The sequence below is a fragment of the Pantoea sp. SGAir0184 genome, assembly GCF_043544755.1.
This window is the reverse complement of sequence record NZ_CP028050.1, coordinates 3,496,687-3,515,457: the sequence shown is the minus strand read 5'-3', so window position 1 is coordinate 3,515,457 and position 18,771 is coordinate 3,496,687. Positions and strand designations below refer to the sequence as shown.

The 18,771-nt window shown below is 60.2% G+C and carries 13 protein-coding genes and 1 riboswitch; of the genes, 2 read left to right on the top strand and 11 right to left on the bottom strand.

Annotated features, from left to right (window positions below):
• Window positions 1-3: 3 nt before the first annotated feature.
• Genes rsmA through lptD form a run of 4 tightly spaced genes read right to left on the bottom strand, consistent with a single transcriptional unit; the run spans window position 4 to window position 5,525 of the window.
• A complete protein-coding gene (gene rsmA, locus C1N60_RS16710) occupies window positions 4-828 on the bottom strand; it encodes a 16S rRNA (adenine(1518)-N(6)/adenine(1519)-N(6))-dimethyltransferase RsmA (protein WP_021507587.1) in 825 nt (274 codons plus the stop codon).
• Window positions 821-1,813, bottom strand: a complete 993-nt coding sequence (gene pdxA / locus C1N60_RS16705; protein ID WP_394521113.1) for a 4-hydroxythreonine-4-phosphate dehydrogenase PdxA — start codon at window positions 1,811-1,813, stop codon at window positions 821-823. Before pdxA ends, rsmA begins: the two co-directional genes overlap by 8 nt.
• A complete protein-coding gene (surA, locus tag C1N60_RS16700; RefSeq protein ID WP_031279707.1) occupies window positions 1,803-3,098 on the bottom strand; it encodes a peptidylprolyl isomerase SurA in 1,296 nt (431 codons plus the stop codon). The genes pdxA and surA overlap by 11 nt, the downstream gene beginning before the upstream one ends.
• Before the next feature lie 54 nt (window positions 3,099-3,152).
• Window positions 3,153-5,525, bottom strand: coding sequence for an LPS assembly protein LptD (gene lptD, locus C1N60_RS16695; RefSeq protein ID WP_230857095.1), 2,373 nt, complete (start codon window positions 5,523-5,525; stop codon window positions 3,153-3,155).
• Between the two features lie 182 nt (window positions 5,526-5,707).
• Between lptD and djlA the strand changes: the two genes are divergently transcribed.
• Complete coding sequence (gene djlA / locus C1N60_RS16690; RefSeq protein WP_021312869.1) at window positions 5,708-6,520, top strand: co-chaperone DjlA; 813 nt, start codon at window positions 5,708-5,710, stop codon at window positions 6,518-6,520.
• A gap of 14 nt (window positions 6,521-6,534) precedes the next feature.
• Here the strand turns inward: djlA and rluA are convergent, their stop codons facing one another.
• The 3 genes from rluA to polB form a co-directional block, all read right to left on the bottom strand.
• Window positions 6,535-7,194, bottom strand: a complete 660-nt coding sequence (gene rluA, locus C1N60_RS16685) for a bifunctional tRNA pseudouridine(32) synthase/23S rRNA pseudouridine(746) synthase RluA (protein ID WP_150059238.1) — start codon at window positions 7,192-7,194, stop codon at window positions 6,535-6,537.
• 21 nt (window positions 7,195-7,215) lie between these two features.
• On the bottom strand, window positions 7,216-10,122 hold the full coding sequence (rapA, locus tag C1N60_RS16680; protein WP_394521112.1) for an RNA polymerase-associated protein RapA: 2,907 nt from the start codon (window positions 10,120-10,122) through the stop codon (window positions 7,216-7,218).
• A 151-nt stretch (window positions 10,123-10,273) separates the two neighbouring features.
• A complete protein-coding gene (polB, locus tag C1N60_RS16675; RefSeq protein WP_088517914.1) occupies window positions 10,274-12,634 on the bottom strand; it encodes a DNA polymerase II in 2,361 nt (786 codons plus the stop codon).
• Between the two features lie 169 nt (window positions 12,635-12,803).
• On the opposite strand from polB, the gene C1N60_RS16670 reads away from it, so the two are divergent.
• The gene (locus tag C1N60_RS16670) at window positions 12,804-13,568 is read left to right on the top strand and encodes a DedA family protein (protein ID WP_021507580.1); all 765 of its coding nucleotides are present in this window, start codon (window positions 12,804-12,806) and stop codon (window positions 13,566-13,568) included.
• Here the strand turns inward: C1N60_RS16670 and thiQ are convergent.
• From thiQ to sgrR, 4 genes are all read right to left on the bottom strand, one after another.
• Window positions 13,565-14,266 (bottom strand): thiamine ABC transporter ATP-binding protein ThiQ, encoded by a 702-nt coding sequence (gene thiQ, locus C1N60_RS16665; protein WP_394521111.1) that lies wholly within the window; start codon window positions 14,264-14,266, stop codon window positions 13,565-13,567. The two genes, C1N60_RS16670 and thiQ, sit on opposite strands and share 4 nt — an antisense overlap.
• Complete coding sequence (gene thiP / locus C1N60_RS16660) at window positions 14,250-15,860, bottom strand: thiamine/thiamine pyrophosphate ABC transporter permease ThiP (protein WP_394521110.1); 1,611 nt, start codon at window positions 15,858-15,860, stop codon at window positions 14,250-14,252. The genes thiQ and thiP overlap by 17 nt, the downstream gene beginning before the upstream one ends.
• A complete protein-coding gene (gene thiB / locus C1N60_RS16655) occupies window positions 15,836-16,822 on the bottom strand; it encodes a thiamine ABC transporter substrate binding subunit (RefSeq protein ID WP_394521109.1) in 987 nt (328 codons plus the stop codon). Before thiB ends, thiP begins: the two co-directional genes overlap by 25 nt.
• Window positions 16,823-16,868: 46 nt before the next feature.
• A riboswitch (TPP riboswitch) is annotated at window positions 16,869-16,962 on the bottom strand.
• Window positions 16,963-17,032: 70 nt separating this feature from the next.
• Window positions 17,033-18,694 carry an HTH-type transcriptional regulator SgrR gene (sgrR, locus tag C1N60_RS16650; protein ID WP_394521108.1) on the bottom strand — a complete coding sequence of 554 codons (1,662 nt, stop codon included), beginning with the start codon at window positions 18,692-18,694 and terminating at the stop codon, window positions 17,033-17,035.
• Window positions 18,695-18,771 lie beyond the last annotated feature (77 nt).

Below are 18,771 nucleotides of genomic sequence, written 5' to 3'. Positions count from 1 at the left end.
CACTCAGTTCTCCGCAGATTCAGCCTGATGATTGCCCAGCCAGTTTGCCAGCTGGCAATACTGCGCCACGGTGACATTTTCTGCCCGCAGCGAGGCGTCGATGTTGAGTTCATCCAGCGCACCGGCCGTGAACAGGTGTCCCAGGCTGTTACGCAGGGTTTTGCGTCGCTGACCAAACGCTTCGGTGGTGATACGGCTCAGTAAACGCACATCGCTGACCGGATACGGTGGCTGGGTAAAGGGCACCAGACGCACTACCGCCGAATCCACTTTCGGTGGCGGGGTGAACGATTGTGGTGGCACTTCCAGCACCGGAATCACCTGACAATAATATTGCGCCATCACGCTGAGACGCCCGTAAGCTTTGCTGCCCGGGCCGGCTACCAGACGGTTAACCACCTCTTTCTGCAGCATGAAGTGCATATCTTTAATCGAACCAGTATAGCTGAAAAGGTGGAACATCAGCGGCGTCGAGATGTTGTACGGCAGGTTGCCAAACACGCGCAACGGCTGACCCTGCTCCTTTGACAGCGCGGAGAAGTCGAAGGTCATCGCATCCTGCTGATAAATCGTCAGCTTAGGACCGAGGAACGGGTGCGTCTGCAAACGCGCGGCAAGGTCGCGGTCCAGCTCGACGACAGTCAGCGCATCAAGACGCTCGCCCACCGGCTCGGTTAACGCACCCAGCCCTGGGCCAATCTCCACCATGGCTTCACCCTTTTGCGGATGAATAGCGGAGACGATGCTGTCGATAATGTACTGATCGTTCAGGAAGTTCTGCCCGAAACGTTTACGGGCGTAGTGCCCCTGATGGACGCGATTATTCATTACTGCTCTTGATCATAGTGATGGCGAGGTTAAGCGCCGTAATAAAGCTGCCCGGCTCTGCGCTGCCCAGACCGGCGAGTTCCAGCGCGGTGCCGTGGTCAACAGAGGTACGGATAAATGGCAGGCCGAGGGTGATATTCACCGCGCGACCAAATCCCTGAAATTTTAGCACCGGCAGGCCCTGGTCATGATACATCGCCAGCACCGCATCAGCGTGCTGCAGATATTTCGGCTGAAACAGCGTATCGGCCGGTAACGGACCGGTGAGCTGCAGGCCCTGCTGGCGCAATTCGTCGAGCGCCGGAATGATGGTATCGATTTCTTCCCGGCCCATGTGACCGCTTTCGCCAGCATGCGGGTTGAGGCCGCAGACAAAGATATGCGGCTGCGGAATGCCAAACTTACGCTGCAAATCCTGATGCAGGATGGTGATCACTTCATGCAGGCTGTCACGGGTGATGGCGTCCGCGACATCTTTCAGCGGCAGATGCGTGGTGGCCAGCGCCACGCGCAACGCTTCGGTCGCCAGCATCATCACCACGCGATCGCCACCGGCGCGCTCAGCCAAGAACTCGGTGTGGCCGGTGAAGGGGATGCCGGCGTCATTGATCACGCCTTTGTGCACCGGACCGGTTACCAGCGCGGCAAACTCGCCGCTGAGGCAGCCGTCGCAGGCGCGGGCCAGCGTCTCCAGTACGTAATGACCGTTGGCGACCGTCAGTTCGCCGGCGGTCACCGGCTGCGCCGTCGCGATGGGCAGCAGCGTCAGCGTACCGGCCTGCTGCGGCTGCGGTGCCACGCCGGGCTGATAGTCACGCAGCGTCAGCGGCAAACCCAGTTGCGCCGCGCGCTGGCGCAGCACGTCGCCGTCTGCGCACACCACCAGCTCAACCGGCCAGTCACGCTGAGCCAGCGCAACGGCGAGATCGGGACCAATCCCGGCGGGTTCGCCGGGCGTGATCGCCACACGATAATTACTGACCATTGCCATCCAGAATCTTCACGTAAGCACTGGCGCGCTGTTCCTGCATCCAGGTTTGCGCTTCTTCGGCAAACTTACGGTTGAACAGCAGACGGTAAGCGCGCTCTTTCTGCGCGGCATCGGTTTTATCCACCTGACGGGTATCCAGCAGCTGAATCAGGTGCCAGCCGAAGGAGGAGTGAACCGGCGCACTGACCTGGCCTTTCTGCAGCTTCAGCAGCGCATCACGGAACGCCGGATCGTAGATTTCCGGTGACGCCCAGCCGAGGTCGCCGCCCTGGTTCGCTGAACCCGGATCGTCGGAGAACTGTTTCGCGGCAGCGGCGAAGGTGGTTTTGCCACTCTTGATGTCTGCGGCGATCTGTTCAATCTTCTGGCGTGCCTGATCGTCGGTAAGGATCGGTGACGGCTTCAGCAGAATGTGGCGGGCATGCACTTCGGTGACCGAAATGTTTTTGCTCTCACCGCGCAGGTCGTTCACTTTCAGGATATGGAAGCCAACGCCAGAGCGGATCGGGCCGACGATGTCGCCTTTCTTCGCGCTGCTCAGCGCCTGCGAGAACAGCGTTGGCAGCTCTTCAATTTTGCCCCAGCCCATGTTGCCGCCTTTCAGCGCCTGTGGATCGGCAGAGTAGGTCACGGCCAGTTTACCGAAATCGGCACCGCCTTTCAGTTCACCCACCAGCTGACGCGCCAGCGCTTCCTGGTCATCAACCTGCTGCTGGGTTGGATTTTCCGGCAGCGGCAGCAGAATCTGACTGATGTTAAGTTCGGTGCCCTGGGTATTCTGCGAGCCAATCTGCTTAGCCAGCGTATCCACTTCCTGCGGCAGAATGGTGACGCGACGACGCACTTCATTGTTACGCACTTCAGAGATCAGCATCTCTTTGCGGATCTGCGCGCGATAATCGTTGTAGTTCATCCCGTCATAGGCCAGACGGCTGCGCAGCTGATCAACGCTCATGCGGTTCTGCGCGGCGATGTTCTGGATCGCCTGATCCAGTTGCTGATCGCTCACCTGCAGACCGGCTTTTTCGCCCATCTGCAGAATGATGGCATCCATGACCTGGCGTTCAAGGATCTGATGACGCAGGGTTTTGTCATCCGGCAGCTGCTGACCAGCCTGCTGCGCCTGTGACTTCACCGTGCGCAGCATGTTGTCTACGTCACTTTCCAGCACCACGCCGTTGTTCACGACTGCGGCAACTTTATCGACCATCTGTGGGGCTGCGAACGCAGTGTTAGCGGTGATCGCCACACCAAGAATCAGCATTCTCCAGTTCTTCATACTTTATCCATTGTTGTTTCCGCACTGCGGGATAGCCTGTCAAATATCACAACATCAGAAAGCGCGCTGATAAGGGATGATGCCCTGACGCAGCATTTCATTGGTGCCTAAGCCATAGTTAGAACTCAGACCACGCAGCTCAATGTTGAATGAGATTTGGTTGTCATACTTGCTGTCGTTGTTTTCCCAACCGTTGATCTTGCGTTCGTAACCCAGACGAATGGCGTAGCAGCAGGAGCTGTACTGCAGACCGACTAGCTGCTCGGCCGGACGGCTGTTGCGGGTGTCATAGTAGTAACCCCCCACCAGCGACCAGGCATCGGCAATCGGCCAGCTGGCCGTGGCGCCCACCTGCGAAATACCGTTTTTGTAGATCGGGTTAGTGACATAGCTGGGGTTATTCAACGCCTGCGCCACATACTCCGGGCTGCTGTAGCGATAGCTCAGCTGCACCATACGGTCGGCATCACGACGGTATTCCACAATGGCATTGCCCTGGGAAACGTTGTCCAGCCGCGTATCGTATTGCAAGCCACCGCGTACGCCCCAGCGATCGCTGACTTTCCAGTAAGTATCACCCGCCCACACCAGGCTACCGGTATCATCTTCTTTATTCGTCTGGTTTACGCCGGTACGAGACGGGGTAAACGAGTAGATTTGACCCACGGAAACGTTAAAACGTTCAACCAGATCGTTATCATAAATACGCGTGGTCACGCCGGTCGCCACTTCGTTAGACGAAGCGATACGATCGAGGCCGCTGTAGGTGCGATCGCGGAACAGGCCGGTGTAGTCGGTCTGCAGCAGCGTGGAGTCGTACGGATAGATGTTGCTCTGGTTGCGGTACGGGATATACAGGTACTGCACGCGCGGTTCCAGCGTCTGGGTGTAGCCTTCGGCCCAGTCCATATTGCGGTCAAATACCAGGCGACCATCTACCTTGAACTGCGGCAGGGTGCGGTTGACCGACTCTTTCAGCTGATTGGTGCGGGTGGTATCGATATTTTCGTTGTAGTAGTTAACGTTATCCTGCTGGTAATGCGTCGCCAGCAGCTTTGCCTCGGTATCCAGACTGGCCCAGCCGTTGGACAGCGGCAGGTTGAGCGTTGGCTCGATGTGCAAACGCGTCGCTTCCGGCATTCGGTTACTGACGTTAGTGAACTTCACCGCCTGCGCATAGATGCGACCGTCAAACGGCCCGATATCGTTCTGGTACAGATTGACATCCAGCTGCGGCATCGCCCGATACACGTTCTGGCTGCTGGTATTACCAAACACCTGGAAGTCTTTGCTGGACAGCGTCGCATCCCAGTTGGTGTCAGCGTAGCCTACGCTGAATTTCTGCGTGGCGTAGCCGTCAGTCGAGCTGTAGTACTTCGAATCAAGATCGTTGAAGTAATAAGGATCGCTGACTTTGGTGTAGTCGGCGTTGAAGCGCCAGTGCTGATCGTAGACGCCGGAGTGACGCCAGTAGAACAGCCAGCGGTCGTCGTTGCTGTCGTTCTGCACCGACGGTCGCGCGGCTTTATCTTTGTTGTACTGATTGTCAGACGGCAGATAGTCCAGCTCTAACAGGCCGGCACCAAACTGCGTCAGGTAGCGGAACTCGTTCTGCAATTGCAGACCGCGCTTGCTCATGTAGTGCGGCGTAATAGTGGCATCGGCTTGAGGCGCGATGTTCCAGTAGTACGGCAGCATGAATTCGAAGCCGTTGTTGCTGCCGTATTTCGCGTTGGGGATCAGGAAGCCGGAGCGGCGGCGGTCGCCAATCGGCAGCTGCAGATACGGGCTGTAAAACACCGGCACGTTGCCGAGCTTGAAGCGCGCATTCCAGATCTCCGCCACTTCTTCTTCACGGTCCTGAATCACTTCCGAACCGACCACGCTCCAGCTGTTGGAACCCGGCAGACAGGAGGTAAAGCTGCCGTTTTCCAGAATGGTATAGCGGTTATTACCGCGCAGTTTCATCTGGTCAGCATCACCGCGACCCTGACGGCCGACCATCTGATAATTACCGTTCCACACGTTGGTGTCTTTGGTGTTCAGATTGGACCAGGCTTTCGGACCTTTCAGGATGACCTGGTTGTCGTCATAGTGCACATTACCCAGCGCATCGACGGTACGCACCGGCGTCGTTTGTCCGTCCTGCTGACGCTGATGCAGCTGCATCTCGTCGGCAACCAGACGGCTGTTCCCCTGCTGCACATCAACATTACCGGTGAACACCGCGTCGTTCGGATAGTTCCCTTTTGCTGAGTCAGAGTTGATGGTTACCGGCAGCGAATTCGCGTCGCCACTGACCAGCGGACGGTTGTAGCTCGGCACGCCCAGCATACACTGCGACATCAGATCGTCGGCCAGTGCATGCTGACTATAAAGCGCTGCACCAATCATGGTAGCCAGCAGGGTAGGTATACGTTTTTTCATACGCGGTTTCGATAATTCCATGAAAACTGGCATCATGCCGACAATCCGGACAGAGACTAACGTACCGCCCGGCGTTGCGCCAGTGTTAATCCTGCTCTGCCTGCGTTGCCGTTAGGCGCGGAGATAAATGACAGGTATGATAATGCAATTTTCAGCCGCAAGCATGGCGAATTGAGGAGTTTATGCGCTACTGGGGAAAAGTTATTGGTCTGGCTCTCGGCTTACTTTCCGGAGCAGGCTTTTGGGGCATCGTACTGGGTCTGATCATTGGTCATCTGTTTGACAAAGTGCGCAGCGTAAAAGGACAGGGCTACTTCGCCAATAATCAGGCGCGTCAGACGCTGTTCTTCAGCACCACGTTCCAGGTGATGGGCCATCTGACCAAGTCAAAAGGGCGCGTCACCGAAGCGGATATCCAGATTGCCTCTTTATTTATGGACCGCATGCAGTTGCATGGCGAGGCGCGTACCGCGGCACAGCGTGCGTTTCGTGAAGGTAAGCAGAGCGAATATCCGTTACGTAACAAGCTGCGCGAGCTGCGCAGCGCCTGCTTTGGCCGTTTCGACCTGATTCGGATGTTTCTGGAAATTCAAATCCAGGCGGCGTTTGCTGATGGTTCGCTGCATCCCAACGAGCGTCAGGTGCTATACGTCATCGCGGAAGAGCTGGGGATTTCCCGCGCGCAGTTCGACCAGTTCCTGCGCATGATGGAGGGCGGCCAGCAGTTTGGTGGCGGTTCGTCGTACGGCGGCGGCGCTTATCAGCAGGCGAAACGTGGCCCGACGCTGGAAGATGCCTGCAGCGTGCTGGGGGTGAAAAGCAGCGACGACAGCACCACCATCAAGCGCGCTTACCGCAAGCTGATGGCCGAGCACCATCCGGATAAGCTGGTGGCGAAAGGTCTGCCGCCGGAGATGATGGAGATGGCGAAGCAGAAAGCGCAGGAAATTCAGGCCGCGTACGACCTGATTCGCAAAGAGAAGGGCTTTAAATAAGGGGCGGCGGCCCCTTAAAAATCGGCCGGCTGGCGAAACGTCATGCTGTTGCCAAACGCCGGATGGGTAATGGTCAGCGATTCGGCGTGCAGCTGCAGGCGTGGCGCCATGGCTAACGCCTCGGGATGGGCATAGAAGCGATCGCCGAGAATCGGATGCCCCAGCGCCAGCAGATGCACGCGCAGCTGGTGGGAACGGCCGGTGATCGGCTTCAGCTGCACCCGCGCGCTGTTATCGGCGTCATACGCCAGCACCTGATACTCCGTCTGCGCCGGTTTACCCAGTTCCACACTCACCATCTGCTTCGGCCGGTTAGGCCAGTCGCAAATCAGCGGCAGATCGATCATGCCCTTTTCCGCCGCCGGATGTCCCCAGACGCGCGCCACGTACTGCTTCGCGGGCTCGCGCTCGCGAAACTGCCGCTTCAGCTCGCGCTCAGCCGCCTTGGTCAGCGCCACCACAATCACACCGCTGGTAGCCATATCGAGCCGGTGCACTGACTCCGCCTGCGGAAAATCACGCTGGATGCGCGTCATCACGCTGTCCTTGTGCTCCTCAAGGCGGCCGGGCACCGACAGCAAACCGCTTGGCTTGTTAACCACCATGATGTGCTCGTCCTGATACAGAATATGCAGCCAGGGGTCGAGCGGCGGATTGTAGGGTTCCATCAGCATGATTCAGCGCGGCCTCAGCGATTATTGGTGTGTCACAACGATCAGACGCAGCGCATCCAGCCGCCAGCCGGCTTCACCGAGGCTGGCCAGCACCTGCTCGCGGTTGCTCTCCAGCGCATCAACCTCATCATCACGGATGTTGGGGTTGACCGCTTTCAGCGCTTCAAGGCGCGACAGCTCGGCGCTCAGCTTCTCATCGGCTTCGGCTTTGGCCGCCGCAATTAGCGCCTGCGCTTCCGGCACGATGACTTTTTCCGCCTGCGTCAGGATGTGATGCACATCCTGCTGCACCGCGTTCACCAGCTTGCTGCCGGTATGGCGGTTGACTGCGTTGAGCTGACGGTTAAAGCTTTCGAACTCCACCTTGCCGGCGAGGTTATTTCCGGCGCGATCCATCAGCAGGCGGACCGGCGTGGGCGGCAGGAAGCGGGTAAGCTGCAGGTGCTTCGGCGCCTGTGCTTCGACCACATAGATCATCTCTACCAGCAGCGTGCCCACCGGCAGCGCCTTGTTCTTCAGCAGCGACAGCGCACAGCTGCCGGTATCGCCGGAGAGAATCAGGTCGAGACCGTTGCGAATCAGCGGATGTTCCCAGGTAATGAACTGGGTATCTTCGCGTGACAGCGCCTGGTTACGGTTAAAGGTTACGGTGCAGCCATCTTCCGGCAGGCCGGGGAAATCCGGCACCAGCATGTGGTCCGACGGCGTCAGGACGATCAGGTTATCGCTGCGATCTTCCTGGTTGATCCCGACGATATCAAACAGGTTGAGCGCAAAGTTCACCAGCTCGGTGTCGTTATCCTGCTCGCCGATGGCATCAGCCAGCGCCTGCGCGGCTTCGCCGCCGTTCGAGTTCAGCTCCAGCAGACGGTCGCGCCCCTGCTCCAGCTGCGCCTTCAGCGTATCATGCTGTTTGCGGCTCTGGGCGATAAAGTCGTCCAGCCCCTGCGGGTTGTCCGGCTCGGCCAGATACTCAATCAGCTGCGGGTAGGCGCTGTCGTAGATGGTGCGGCCGGTCGGGCAGGTGTGCTCAAACGCGTCCAGCCCTTCGTGGTACCAGCGCAGCAGCACCGCCTGGGCGGTTTTCTCCAGCCATGGCACCAGAATCTGGATGTCATGCAGCTGGCCGATACGATCGAGACGGCCGATACGCTGCTCGAGCAGATCCGGGTTAAACGGTAAATCGAACATCACCAGCCGGCTGGCGAACTGGAAGTTACGCCCTTCCGAGCCGATCTCCGAACACAGCAGCACCTGGGCGCCATCTTCCTGCGAAGCGAAGAAGGCGGCCGCGCGGTCGCGTTCGATAATCGATAGCCCTTCATGGAACACCGCGGCGCGGATGCCTTCACGCTCGCGCAGCACCTGCTCCAGCTGCAGCGCAGTGGCCGCTTTGGCGCAAATCACCAGCACTTTCTCTTTACGGTTGCTGGTGAGGTAGCCCATCAGCCACTCAACGCGCGGGTCGAAGTTCCACCAGGTGCCGCTGTCGCCTTCAAATTCCTGATAAATCTGCTCGGGATACAGCATGTCGCGCGCGCGCTCTTCCGCCGTTTTGCGCGCCGCCATAATGCCGGAGACTTTAATCGCCGTCTGATACTGCGCCGGCAGCGGCAGGCGAATCTGATGCAGTTCGCGTTTCGGGAAACCCTTCACGCCGTTACGCGTGTTACGGAACAGCACGCGGCTGGTGCCGTGGCGATCCATCAGCATCGAAATCAGCTCTTTGCGCGCGTCGTCTTTGCCGTCGCGATCGCTGTTCGCCACCTGCAGCAGCGGCTCGATGTCCTGCTCGCCGACCAGGTCGTTGATCAGGTTAATCTCCTCTTTGCTGATGGCGTGATCGGCCAGCAGCGTACTGACGGCGTCAGCCACCGGGCGGTAGTGCTGCTGTTCGGCCACGAACTGCGCGAAATCGTGGAAACGATTCGGGTCCAGCAGACGCAGGCGGGCAAAGTGGCTCTCCATGCCGAGCTGTTCCGGCGTCGCGGTCAGCAGCAGCACGCCGGCGGTCTTTTCCGCCAGCTGTTCGATAACCTGATATTCGCGGCTCGGCGCGGCTTCGCTCCACGCCAGATGGTGCGCTTCATCGACCACCAGCAGGTCCCAGTCAGCTTCGGCCAGCAGCTCCAGCCGCTGCTTATTGCGGCGGACAAAATCCAGCGAGCAGATAATCAGCTGCTCGGTATCAAACGGGTTGTCGCTGTCGTGCTGCGCTTCGGTGTAGCGATCGTCGTCAAACAGGGCAAAGCGCAGGTTGAAGCGGCGCAGCATTTCCACCAGCCACTGGTGCTGGAGGGTTTCCGGCACCACGATCAGCACGCGCTCGGCGCGTCCGGCCAGCAGCAGCTGCTGGATAATCATCCCGGCTTCAATGGTTTTACCCAGGCCGACTTCATCGGCCAGCAGCACGCGCGGTGCGTGACGGCGACCGACGTCATGTGCGATGTGCAGCTGGTGCGGAATCAGGTTGGTGCGCATGCCGCGCAGGCCGCTAATCGGCAGGCGATACTGTTCGCTCTGGTATTTGCGTGCACGGAAGCGCAGGGCAAAGCGATCCATGCGGTCCAGCTGGCCGGCAAACAGGCGATCCTGTGGTTTGCTGAACACCAGTTTGCTGTCGAGCATCACTTCGCGCAGCACCACGTTGCTTTCGTCGGTATCAAGACGCGTGCCGATGTAAGTCACTAAATCGTTTTCGTTGCGGACTTCATCAACCTGCATCTGCCAGCCTTCGTGGCTGGTGACGGTATCACCCGGATTAAAAATCACGCGGGTGACCGGAGAATCATTACGGGCATAGAGGCGGTTTTCGCCGGTGGCGGGAAACATCAGTGTGACCATGCGCGTATCCAGCGCCACGACTGTCCCCAGTCCCAGCTCACTTTCCGTATCACTAATCCAGCGTTGACCCAGTGTAAAAACCATATATTTTTTGCTCGATTCTCTAAAAGATAGAAAGACGTTCGCCTGCTCTCAGACAATACCCCACCGCCAGACAGTTATCTGGTCAGCTGGTGCACGCGGTGAGAATCAGGAAGGGCGCTATGGTACTGGATGGCAGGGCATTCGTCACCTGTCAAAAAAGCCCCAGTTGCCCGGTGATCAGTGTAGCAAAGTCATCGCCGACAAACGGTAAAATCCCTTCGGCGATCGGCTGCAGCTGTTTGCTGACGTAGTGATCGTAATCCAGCGGCGTGCTGCGCGCTTCCAGCGGCTCCGGCCCGGCGGTGGCCATGACGTAGCGGATCGATCCGCCGTTCTGATACTGCAGCGGACGCTGCAGTTTACGGTTATGTTCATCGGCGAGGCGCGCGGCACGCACGTGGGGCGGCACGTTGCGTTCGTAATCTTTCAGCGGCCGGCGCAGGCGCTTTTTATATACCAGCAGATCGTCCAGCTCACCGGCCAGCAGCTGTGCCACGGTGTCGCGAATGTAATCCTGCCAGGGTTCACCGCGGAAGATGCGGCCATATAGCGTCTGCTGGAACTGCTGCGCCAGCGGCGTCCAGTCGGTGCGCACCGATTCTAGTCCCTTAAACACCAGCCGTTCGTCGCCGTCGCGGCGAATCAGTCCGGCATAGCGCTTTTTACTGCCCTGTTCGGCCCCGCGTATGGTTGGCATCAGGAAGCGGCTGAAGTGGGTTTCATACTCCAGCTCCAGCGCGCTGTCGAGACCGTAAGTCTGCTGCAGATGCTGTTGCCACCAGCGATTGACGTGCCCGGCCAGCCGCTGGCCGATCGCGGCGGCATCGGCTTCGCTGTGGGCGCTTTTCAGCCAGACAAAAGTAGAATCGGTGTCACCGTAAATCACGTCAAAACCTTCGGCTTCAATCAGCTCACGCGTTTGCTGCATGATGGCGTGACCGCGCAGGGTGATCGATGAGGCGAGGCGCGGATCGAAAAAGCGACAGGCGCTGGTGCCAAGTACGCCATAAAAAGCGTTCATGATGATCTTCAGCGCCTGCGACAGCGGCTGGTTGCCATCGCGTTTGGCGGCCTCGCGCCCCTGCCAGATCTGCCCGACAATCGCCGGTAAACAGTGGGTGCGGCGCGAAAAGCGCGCGTGGCGAAAACCGGGAACCGAATCGGCGTCGTCCGGATGCGCCAGGCCTTCGACCAGCCCGACCGGATCGATCAGAAAGGTGCGGATGATCGACGGATAGAGGCTTTTATAATCCAGCACCAGCACCGAATCATACAGTCCGGGGCGCGAATCCATCACGTAGCCGCCAGGGCTGGCTTCCGGTGCCACTTCGCCGAGATTGGGCGCGACAAAGCCGGCGCGGTGCATTCGCGGAATATACAGGTGGCTGAACGCCGCCACCGATCCGCCGTGGCGATCCACCGCCAGGCCATTGACGGTGGCGCGCTCCAGCAAAAACGGCATGATGGCGGTGTGCTGGAAAATACGCGTAACCAGCTCGCAATCCTTCAGGTTGTAGGTGGCCAGCGCCGGTTTGTCGTGGGCAAAGCGCCAGTTGATCTCTTCCATGCGCTGCCACGGATTGTTGATGGCTTTGCCTTCGCCCAGCAGCTCGCGCGACACCGCCTCCAGGCTAAATGAGGCGAAGTCCCAGAACGCCGATTTCAGCGCCTCGATACCGTCAATCACCAGCCGGCCGCTGGCCTGAGCGAAGAACACGCCGGGCTTAAAGCCGTGCTCGCGCCACTCCAGCGGCTGCTGCTGACGGCCAAGACGCAGCGGAATACCGTAGCGGTCGGCATGTTTTTGCAGCACGCGCAGGTCGAACTGCACCACGTTCCAGCCGATGATGACATCGGGATCGTGACGGGCGAACCAGGCGTTAAGCTGCTCCAGCAGCTGTGGCCGGCTGTCGAGGTAGATCAGCTCAAAATCCAGCTGGCTGGCATCACCGTTCGGCGGGCCGAGCATATACACCTGGCGCTGGCCGCAGCCCTCCAGCCCGATGCAGTACAGCTCGCCGTGCTCGGTGGTTTCGATGTCGAGCGACACCCATTTCAGCTGCGGACGGTAATCGGGATGCGGCTTGAGGCGCGCGTTGACGAGGCTGTCGCCGCGCGGCTCGCCGCTGAACCACACCGGTGCCGTGATAAAGCGCTCCATCAGGTAGCGTTCCGGCGGGCGGATATCTGCTTCATAAACCGCAATGCCGTTTTCACGCAGGCGTTTTTCGATGCTTTGCAGCTGTCGGTGGCTGCGGCAATAGAGTCCCAGCACCGGTCGGCGCCGGAAATCTTTCAGATCCAGCGGTTGCAGGCGCGTATGGCGCTCGTCGCGAATCAGCGCTTCGGTTTGCGCCTGGAACTCCCGGGGAATAAACGCCACCGACTCCTGCGCAGGCAGCACCAGGCGCTGCGGGCCCTGGTCGGTGGCCAGCCACAGCACTACTTCGCTGCCGGTCGGGGTATCCCGCCAGTGGCGAGTCAGCAAAAATCCTGCGCGCGGTTCGGTCACGTTAACTCCGGAGAATGAATTCATTTCAGTATATCATGGATGTTTATACAGTGTACTGCCGGTGGTGCCGTCGTCTGCGCGGCGCGGGCGTGCGGCAGCGCGGGGAATTGCTTGACGCTGTGGGGCTGTCTCAGGACAATCCAGCCTCTATATTCCGCAGAGGATAGTTATGGAAGCCTGGATCCAACACCTGTTTACGCAATCGCTGGAGTACGCGCTGATTGCCGTGGCGCTGGTGACCTTTCTTGAGTCGCTGGCGTTTGTCGGCCTGCTGCTGCCGGGAACGGTCCTGATGGCCAGCCTCGGCGCGCTGGTGGGCAGCGGACAAATCGGGCTCTATCCGGCGTGGGCCGCCGGGCTGGCCGGCTGTCTGATTGGCGACTGGGTGTCGTACGGCATTGGCTGGAAATTCCAGGGACCGCTGCACCGCTGGAAATACCTGCAAAAATACAAAGGGCTGCTGGATAAAACCGAGCACGCGCTGCATCAGCACAGCATGTTCACCATCCTCGTGGGGCGCTTTGTCGGACCGACGCGTCCGCTGATTCCGCTGGCGGCCGGCATGCTGGAGCTGCCGGTGCGTAAATTTCTGCCGCCGAACATTATCGGCTGCATCCTGTGGCCGCCGGCTTACCTGATGCCGGGCATTCTGGCGGGCGTGGCGATCGACGTGCCGCAGGCGGCGCAGGGCGACAGCTTCAAATGGCTGCTGCTGGCGGTGGCGCTGCTGCTGTGGATCGGCGGCTGGCTGCTGTGGCGCTGGTGGCGCAGCGGCAAAAGCGTCGACTGGGCCACGCCTTATCTGCCACTGGCGCGGCTGCGCTGGCTGGCTCCGCTGATGGCGCTCATCGGCGTCGGTGCCTTTATTGCGCTGCTGTTCCACCCGATGATGCCGATTTTTCTGCAGCTGCTGTGGAAAGTGTTCTTCGCTTAACGCGGCTGAACGCCAAGGATGGCGGCCGCCGGGCTTTCACCGCGCAGCAGGCTGGCGGTGCTGCCATCCCAGTACACCCGACCGTCAACAATCACCAGGCTGCGTGACGCAATCTGCTGCGCATCTTCCAGACTGTGTGACACCATCAGCAGCGTAATAGCGCGCGCCTCGCACACCGCGCGCACCAGCTGCAGCATCTCACTGCGCAGCGCCGGATCGAGTGCCGAAAACGGTTCGTCGAGCAGCAGCACCGGCTGATTGCGCAGCAGGCAGCGCGCCAGCGCCACACGCTGCCGCTGGCCGCCGGAGAGCTGGCCGGGCAGACGCGTCAGCATCGATTCCAGCCCGGTTTGCGCCGCAATCTGCTCTACCTGCTTCTGCTGTTGGCGCGTCAGCTTCAGGCCGGGATGCAGGCCCAGCCCCAGATTTTGCTGCACCGTCAGGTGCGGAAACAGATTGTTCTCCTGAAACAGCATCGATACCGGCCGCGCGGCAGGCACGCTGCGGGTGTGGTCGACGCCATCGATCAGCAGGCTGCCCTGGCTCACCGGCAGAAAGCCGCCGAGCAGGCTCAGCAGGGTACTTTTGCCCGCGCCGCTCGGGCCGAGAATGGCGAGACGTTCACCGGCCTGTGCGCTAAAGCTGAAGCGCATCGGCAGATGCTGGTAGAGATAAGTAAGGTTATTCAGTGTCAGCATGGCGACCCGGTAATTTTTCCATCAGCGTAAACAGCAGCAGGCATAACAGCAGCAGTAGCAGCGCGGTCACCGCGCCATCGGCACCGCGATAGGCGCCAATCTGCTGGAACAGATAAAACGGCAGGGTGCGGAAATCGGCGCTGCCGAACAGCGCCACCACGCCGAAATCGCCAATCGACAGCACGCAGGCAAAGGCCAGCGCCTGTGCCAGCGGACGTTTCAGCGCCCGCAGTTCAATCAGCCGCAGGCGAGTAAACCCGCTAATACCCAGCGAGGCGCACAGCTGAGCGTAGCGCGCGCTGAGGTCGCGCATCGGATTTTCCAGCACTTTCATCGCGTAGGGGATGGCGATCAGCGCGTTGGTGAAGATCACCAGCGCATCGGCGCGCTGCGGCAGGCCAACGGTGGCGTTGAACAGCAGGAAGAACCCACTCGCCAGCACAATGCCCGGCATTGCCAGAATCAGCATCCCGCTCAGTTCCATCGCCTGCGCGGCACAGCGATGCTGGCGCTGACGCAGTTCGCGGCTGCTCCACAGCAGCATCATGGTCAGCAGCACGCACAGCACACCGGCACCGAGTGCGATGCGCAGCGACGTCCACGTCGCCTGCCACAGCGCGGGCTGTTGCAGCGCGCCGGCAATGCCGCCGCGTAAGCCGTCGACCAGCACCGCCGCCAGCGGTGGCAGCAGTAACAGCAGCGCCAGCGTAATCAGCAGCGTATCCGCGACGCGTGCGCGCCAGGAATCCTGCGGATCGCGCCAGCCGCGCACCGTCTGGCTACCGGCCGGAATCGCTTTACTGAAGCGCTGACTGAGCAGCACCAGCAGCAGACAGCAGCCAAGCTGCAACAATGCCAGCAGCGCGGCGCGGCCGGGATCGTAATCAAAGCTAAGTGCCTGATAAATGGCCAGCTCCAGCGTGGTAGCCTGCGGACCGCCACCCAGTGCCAGCACGGTGGCAAAACTGGCGAAGCACAGCATAAAGATCAGCGCCGCCGTTGGCAGCAGCGGACGCCGCAGCCACGGCCACTCCAGCAGGCGAAACAGCGACCAGCCGCGCAGACCGAGCTGCGCCGCCAGCTGGCGCTGCTCGCCGGGAATGCTCTCCAGCGCCTGCAGCAGCATGCGCGTCGCCAGCGGCAGATTAAAGAACACGTGCGCCAGCAAAATGCCCTGCAGGCCGTAAGGCGAGAAGTGATAGTCGATACCGACGGCAGCGCACAGCTGCGCCAGCCAGCCGCTGCGCCCATAGACGCTCAGCAGACCGAATACGGCGACCAGCACCGGCAGCACCAGCGTCATGGCGCACAGGCGCAGCAGCAGGGTGCGGCCGGTAAAACGGCGGCGATAGAGCGCGCGGGCCAGCAGAATGGCTGGCAGCACCGAAAGCAGCGCTGACAGCAGCGCCTGTTCAAAGGAGAACGCCAGCACATGGTGCAGATAGCTATCGCTGAGCAGCGCGCGCCAGTCGGTGGCCGGCGCGGCGAGCAGCAGGGCACCGAGCGCCAGCAGCGCGACCGCACACAATAGCAGTGCGCTAAGCGCTCCGGGCAGCAGCCAGCCGGGCATCAGCGGCTGACGGCGCGCTGCCACGCGCTAATCCACGCCGCGCGATGGTCGGCCACCTCTGTCGGGGTGTATTGCAGCGCATTCGCGGGCACCGGTAACGCCTGATAACCGGCGGGTAAATCGCTTTTGATCACCGGATACATCCAGTTGCCGGTGGGAATGGTGCTCTGAAACGCTGGCGACACCATAAACTGCATGAATTGCTGCGCCAGCTGCGGCTGTTTGCTGCTGGCGAGCTGCGCGCCCACTTCTACCTGCAGATAGTGACCTTCGCTGAACGGCGCGGCGGCGTAGTTATCCTTTTTTTCTTCAATAAGGTGATAAGCCGGCGAGGTGGTGTAGCTCAGTACCAGATCGCTTTCGCCTTTGAGGAACAGACCATAAGCTTCGCTCCAGCCTTTGGTGACGGTCACGGTTTTGCTGGCCAGCTTCTGCCAGGCCGCCGGCGCGTCATCGCCGTACACTTTCTGCATCCACAGCAGCAGACCGAGTCCCGGCGTGCTGGTGCGCGGATCTTCATAAATCACCCGCCATTTTTTCGGGCTTTCGACCAGCTCCTTCAGGCTGTGCGGCGGATTCTTCAGCTTGTTTTTGTCATAAACGAACGCGAAGTAGCCGTAATCAAACGGGATAAAAGTGTCATTGTTCCAGCCGTCCGGCAGTTGTAGCCCGCGGGTATCCACCGTGCTTTTGCTGAACAGGCCGGTTTTTTCCGCCGCCTGAATCAGGTTATTGTCCAGCCCCAGTACCACGTCGGCCTTGCTGTTCTTTCCTTCCATACGCAGGCGATTAAGCAGCGATACGCCATCCTCCAGCGCCACATAGTTCAGCTCACAGCCGCAGCGGGCCTCAAAGGCTTTTTTCACTGCCGGACCGGGGCCCCAGTCGGCGGCGAACGAGTCGTAGGTATACACGGTGAGGACGGGTTTGGCCGCCAGAGCTGGCGCAGCGATCAGCAGCAACAGGGGCAGAACTTTATTTAACACTTTGCGTTCCTTAAGGAGAAGGTAAGGTTGCGTCGCAAAGGATCTGAGGGCGGAGCATCTCAAATCCCTACGCCGGTACGAGCCGGATCAGGTTCGACGGGTCTCTCTCAGCCAGTTAACCGGCACCCCGTTGAGAACGACATATTCTAGACATTTACAGGACAACGCGAAAGGTTCACCTGCCGGTCGTGTTGTCCGATGCTGCCCTTTTTACAGCTCCGGCGGGGCGAACCAGGCAGACTTGAAGTCAAACCAGCCGAGCGTGTTCAGCCGCACGCCACGCATGCTGCGCTGGCCCTCCAGCAGCAGCCAGTGATGAAACAGCGGATGCAGATAGTCGCTGTTTACCAGCTGTTTGCTCCACTCCGCCAGCGGCAGCGCTTTCTCTCGCCAGCGCGCGGCGTCGGCCTGCCAGTCGAGCGGGATACAGTGATGCATCAGCGGTAGCTCGTAGAGCTGAGCGAACAGGGCGTAGTCGAGCGGCAGGGTAAAGTTGACGCTGCCCAGCCAGATGTCACTCTCGCCCGCGCCGTCGAACCAGCTTTCGTAGCTCACTTCACGGGTAATCAGCTCAACGCCCTGCTGCGCCAGCAGTGGCCGCAGCGCATTGGCGATGCCCTCGTGTTCGACGTGGTGGCTGTACCAGCTGAGCGTCAGCTGGGTCACGCCGTCGGGCTTGTGGGCTGGGGTGATATCGCGCCGATGGTGCCAGCGCGGCAGCAGGCCATAAGCCGGGAACCAGTATCGCTGATAGCCGACGCCGGCATGATTGAGCAGCGCGATAGGGTTAAGCAGATCGCTCACCCAGCGGCGGAAACCGGCATCGCGCCCGCGTTCAGAGCGCTGATCGAACAAAAGAAAATAGCAGCCCTCTTCGAGGCGACTCTCTTCCGATTTTTCGTCGTCGTTTTCGCCTTCCAGTTTTACACCGGCGTAGACCAGCTCATCGCTGATCTCCGGCAGCACCCAGATCGAGACATCATCAATCAGCGCGCGGTAGCCGAAGTAGTCATCAAACGCGGCGATTTTCAGCTGGGTTTGCTGATTGCGCACCACGCTGTACGGACCGGTGCCAATGGGCTGACGGGCGAAGTGGCGCAGCGTCGGCCACTCACGCGGCAGAATCATGGCGCTGACGCTGGCCAGCAGCCACGGCAGCCAGCAGTCCGGCTGGCTGAGATGGATATCCAGCGTCCACGGCGCCGGCGAGTGCAGTTGGTCGATGTGCGAAAACAGCGGCTGGCTGCGCACCCGCTCCAGCGAGGCGATGACATCCTCCATCTCCAGCTCGCGACCATGATGAAAGCGGATTGCCGGCCGCAGGAAGAAGCGCCAGTGCAGCGGAGAGGTTTGCTGCCAGTGATGGGCAATGTCGGCGGCGATTTCCCCCTTTTCCTCATTTATACGCGTCAGGCCGCTGAATATCTGTCGCGCCAGATGGGTTTCTGAACGGCGCAGCGGCGAGCCGGGCAGCAGGTTAGGCAGGGGCCGGTAGTAGAGCACGCGCAATATATGCTTGCCCTGGCGAAAGCTGCGGCCAAGGTGCGCGGCAATCATCTGCCGCACCTGGTTTTTATCGCCCACCAGTTGCACCAGCTGGTCGATGCGATCATGCTCCAGCAGGTCTTCGGCGCGCTGCTGCTGTAGCGCCAGTCCGGTGTAGCAGAAACTCAGCAGCGAGCGTTTACCGCGACCGGCTTCAGCCTGCCAGATCAGCCAGCCCGCCGCCTGCATGGCGTTCAGCAGGTTACGCATGTGGCGGCGTGAGCAGTGCAGCAGTTCAGCCAGCTCGCTCAGCGTGGTTTCCTGATCCTGGCCCTGACAGTGTTGCCACAGGCGAATGAACTGCTGTTGCAGACGCGCAGAGGACATAAAAGGGGAACTCCTTCTCGACTTCGCTCAGTTTTTCCTGCCCCATATTAGAGGCATACTGGCGGGCAATGGAAGAG

Excerpts from the sequence above, each read along its gene's own strand:
- sgrR (WP_394521108.1), bottom strand. The coding sequence starts at position 18,694 with ATGTCCTCTGCGCGTCTGCAACAGCAGTTCATTCGCCTGTGGCAACAC.
- C1N60_RS16670 (WP_021507580.1), top strand. The coding sequence starts at position 12,804 with ATGGAAGCCTGGATCCAACACCTGTTTACGCAATCGCTGGAGTACGCG.
- rapA (WP_394521112.1), bottom strand. The coding sequence starts at position 10,122 with ATGGTTTTTACACTGGGTCAACGCTGGATTAGTGATACGGAAAGTGAG.
- rluA (WP_150059238.1), bottom strand. The coding sequence starts at position 7,194 with ATGCTGATGGAACCCTACAATCCGCCGCTCGACCCCTGGCTGCATATT.
- rsmA (WP_021507587.1), bottom strand. The coding sequence starts at position 828 with ATGAATAATCGCGTCCATCAGGGGCACTACGCCCGTAAACGTTTCGGG.
- surA (WP_031279707.1), bottom strand. The coding sequence starts at position 3,098 with ATGAAGAACTGGAGAATGCTGATTCTTGGTGTGGCGATCACCGCTAAC.
- thiQ (WP_394521111.1), bottom strand. The coding sequence starts at position 14,266 with ATGCTGACACTGAATAACCTTACTTATCTCTACCAGCATCTGCCGATG.
- djlA (WP_021312869.1), top strand. The coding sequence starts at position 5,708 with ATGCGCTACTGGGGAAAAGTTATTGGTCTGGCTCTCGGCTTACTTTCC.
- pdxA (WP_394521113.1), bottom strand. The coding sequence starts at position 1,813 with ATGGTCAGTAATTATCGTGTGGCGATCACGCCCGGCGAACCCGCCGGG.
- lptD (WP_230857095.1), bottom strand. The coding sequence starts at position 5,525 with ATGAAAAAACGTATACCTACCCTGCTGGCTACCATGATTGGTGCAGCG.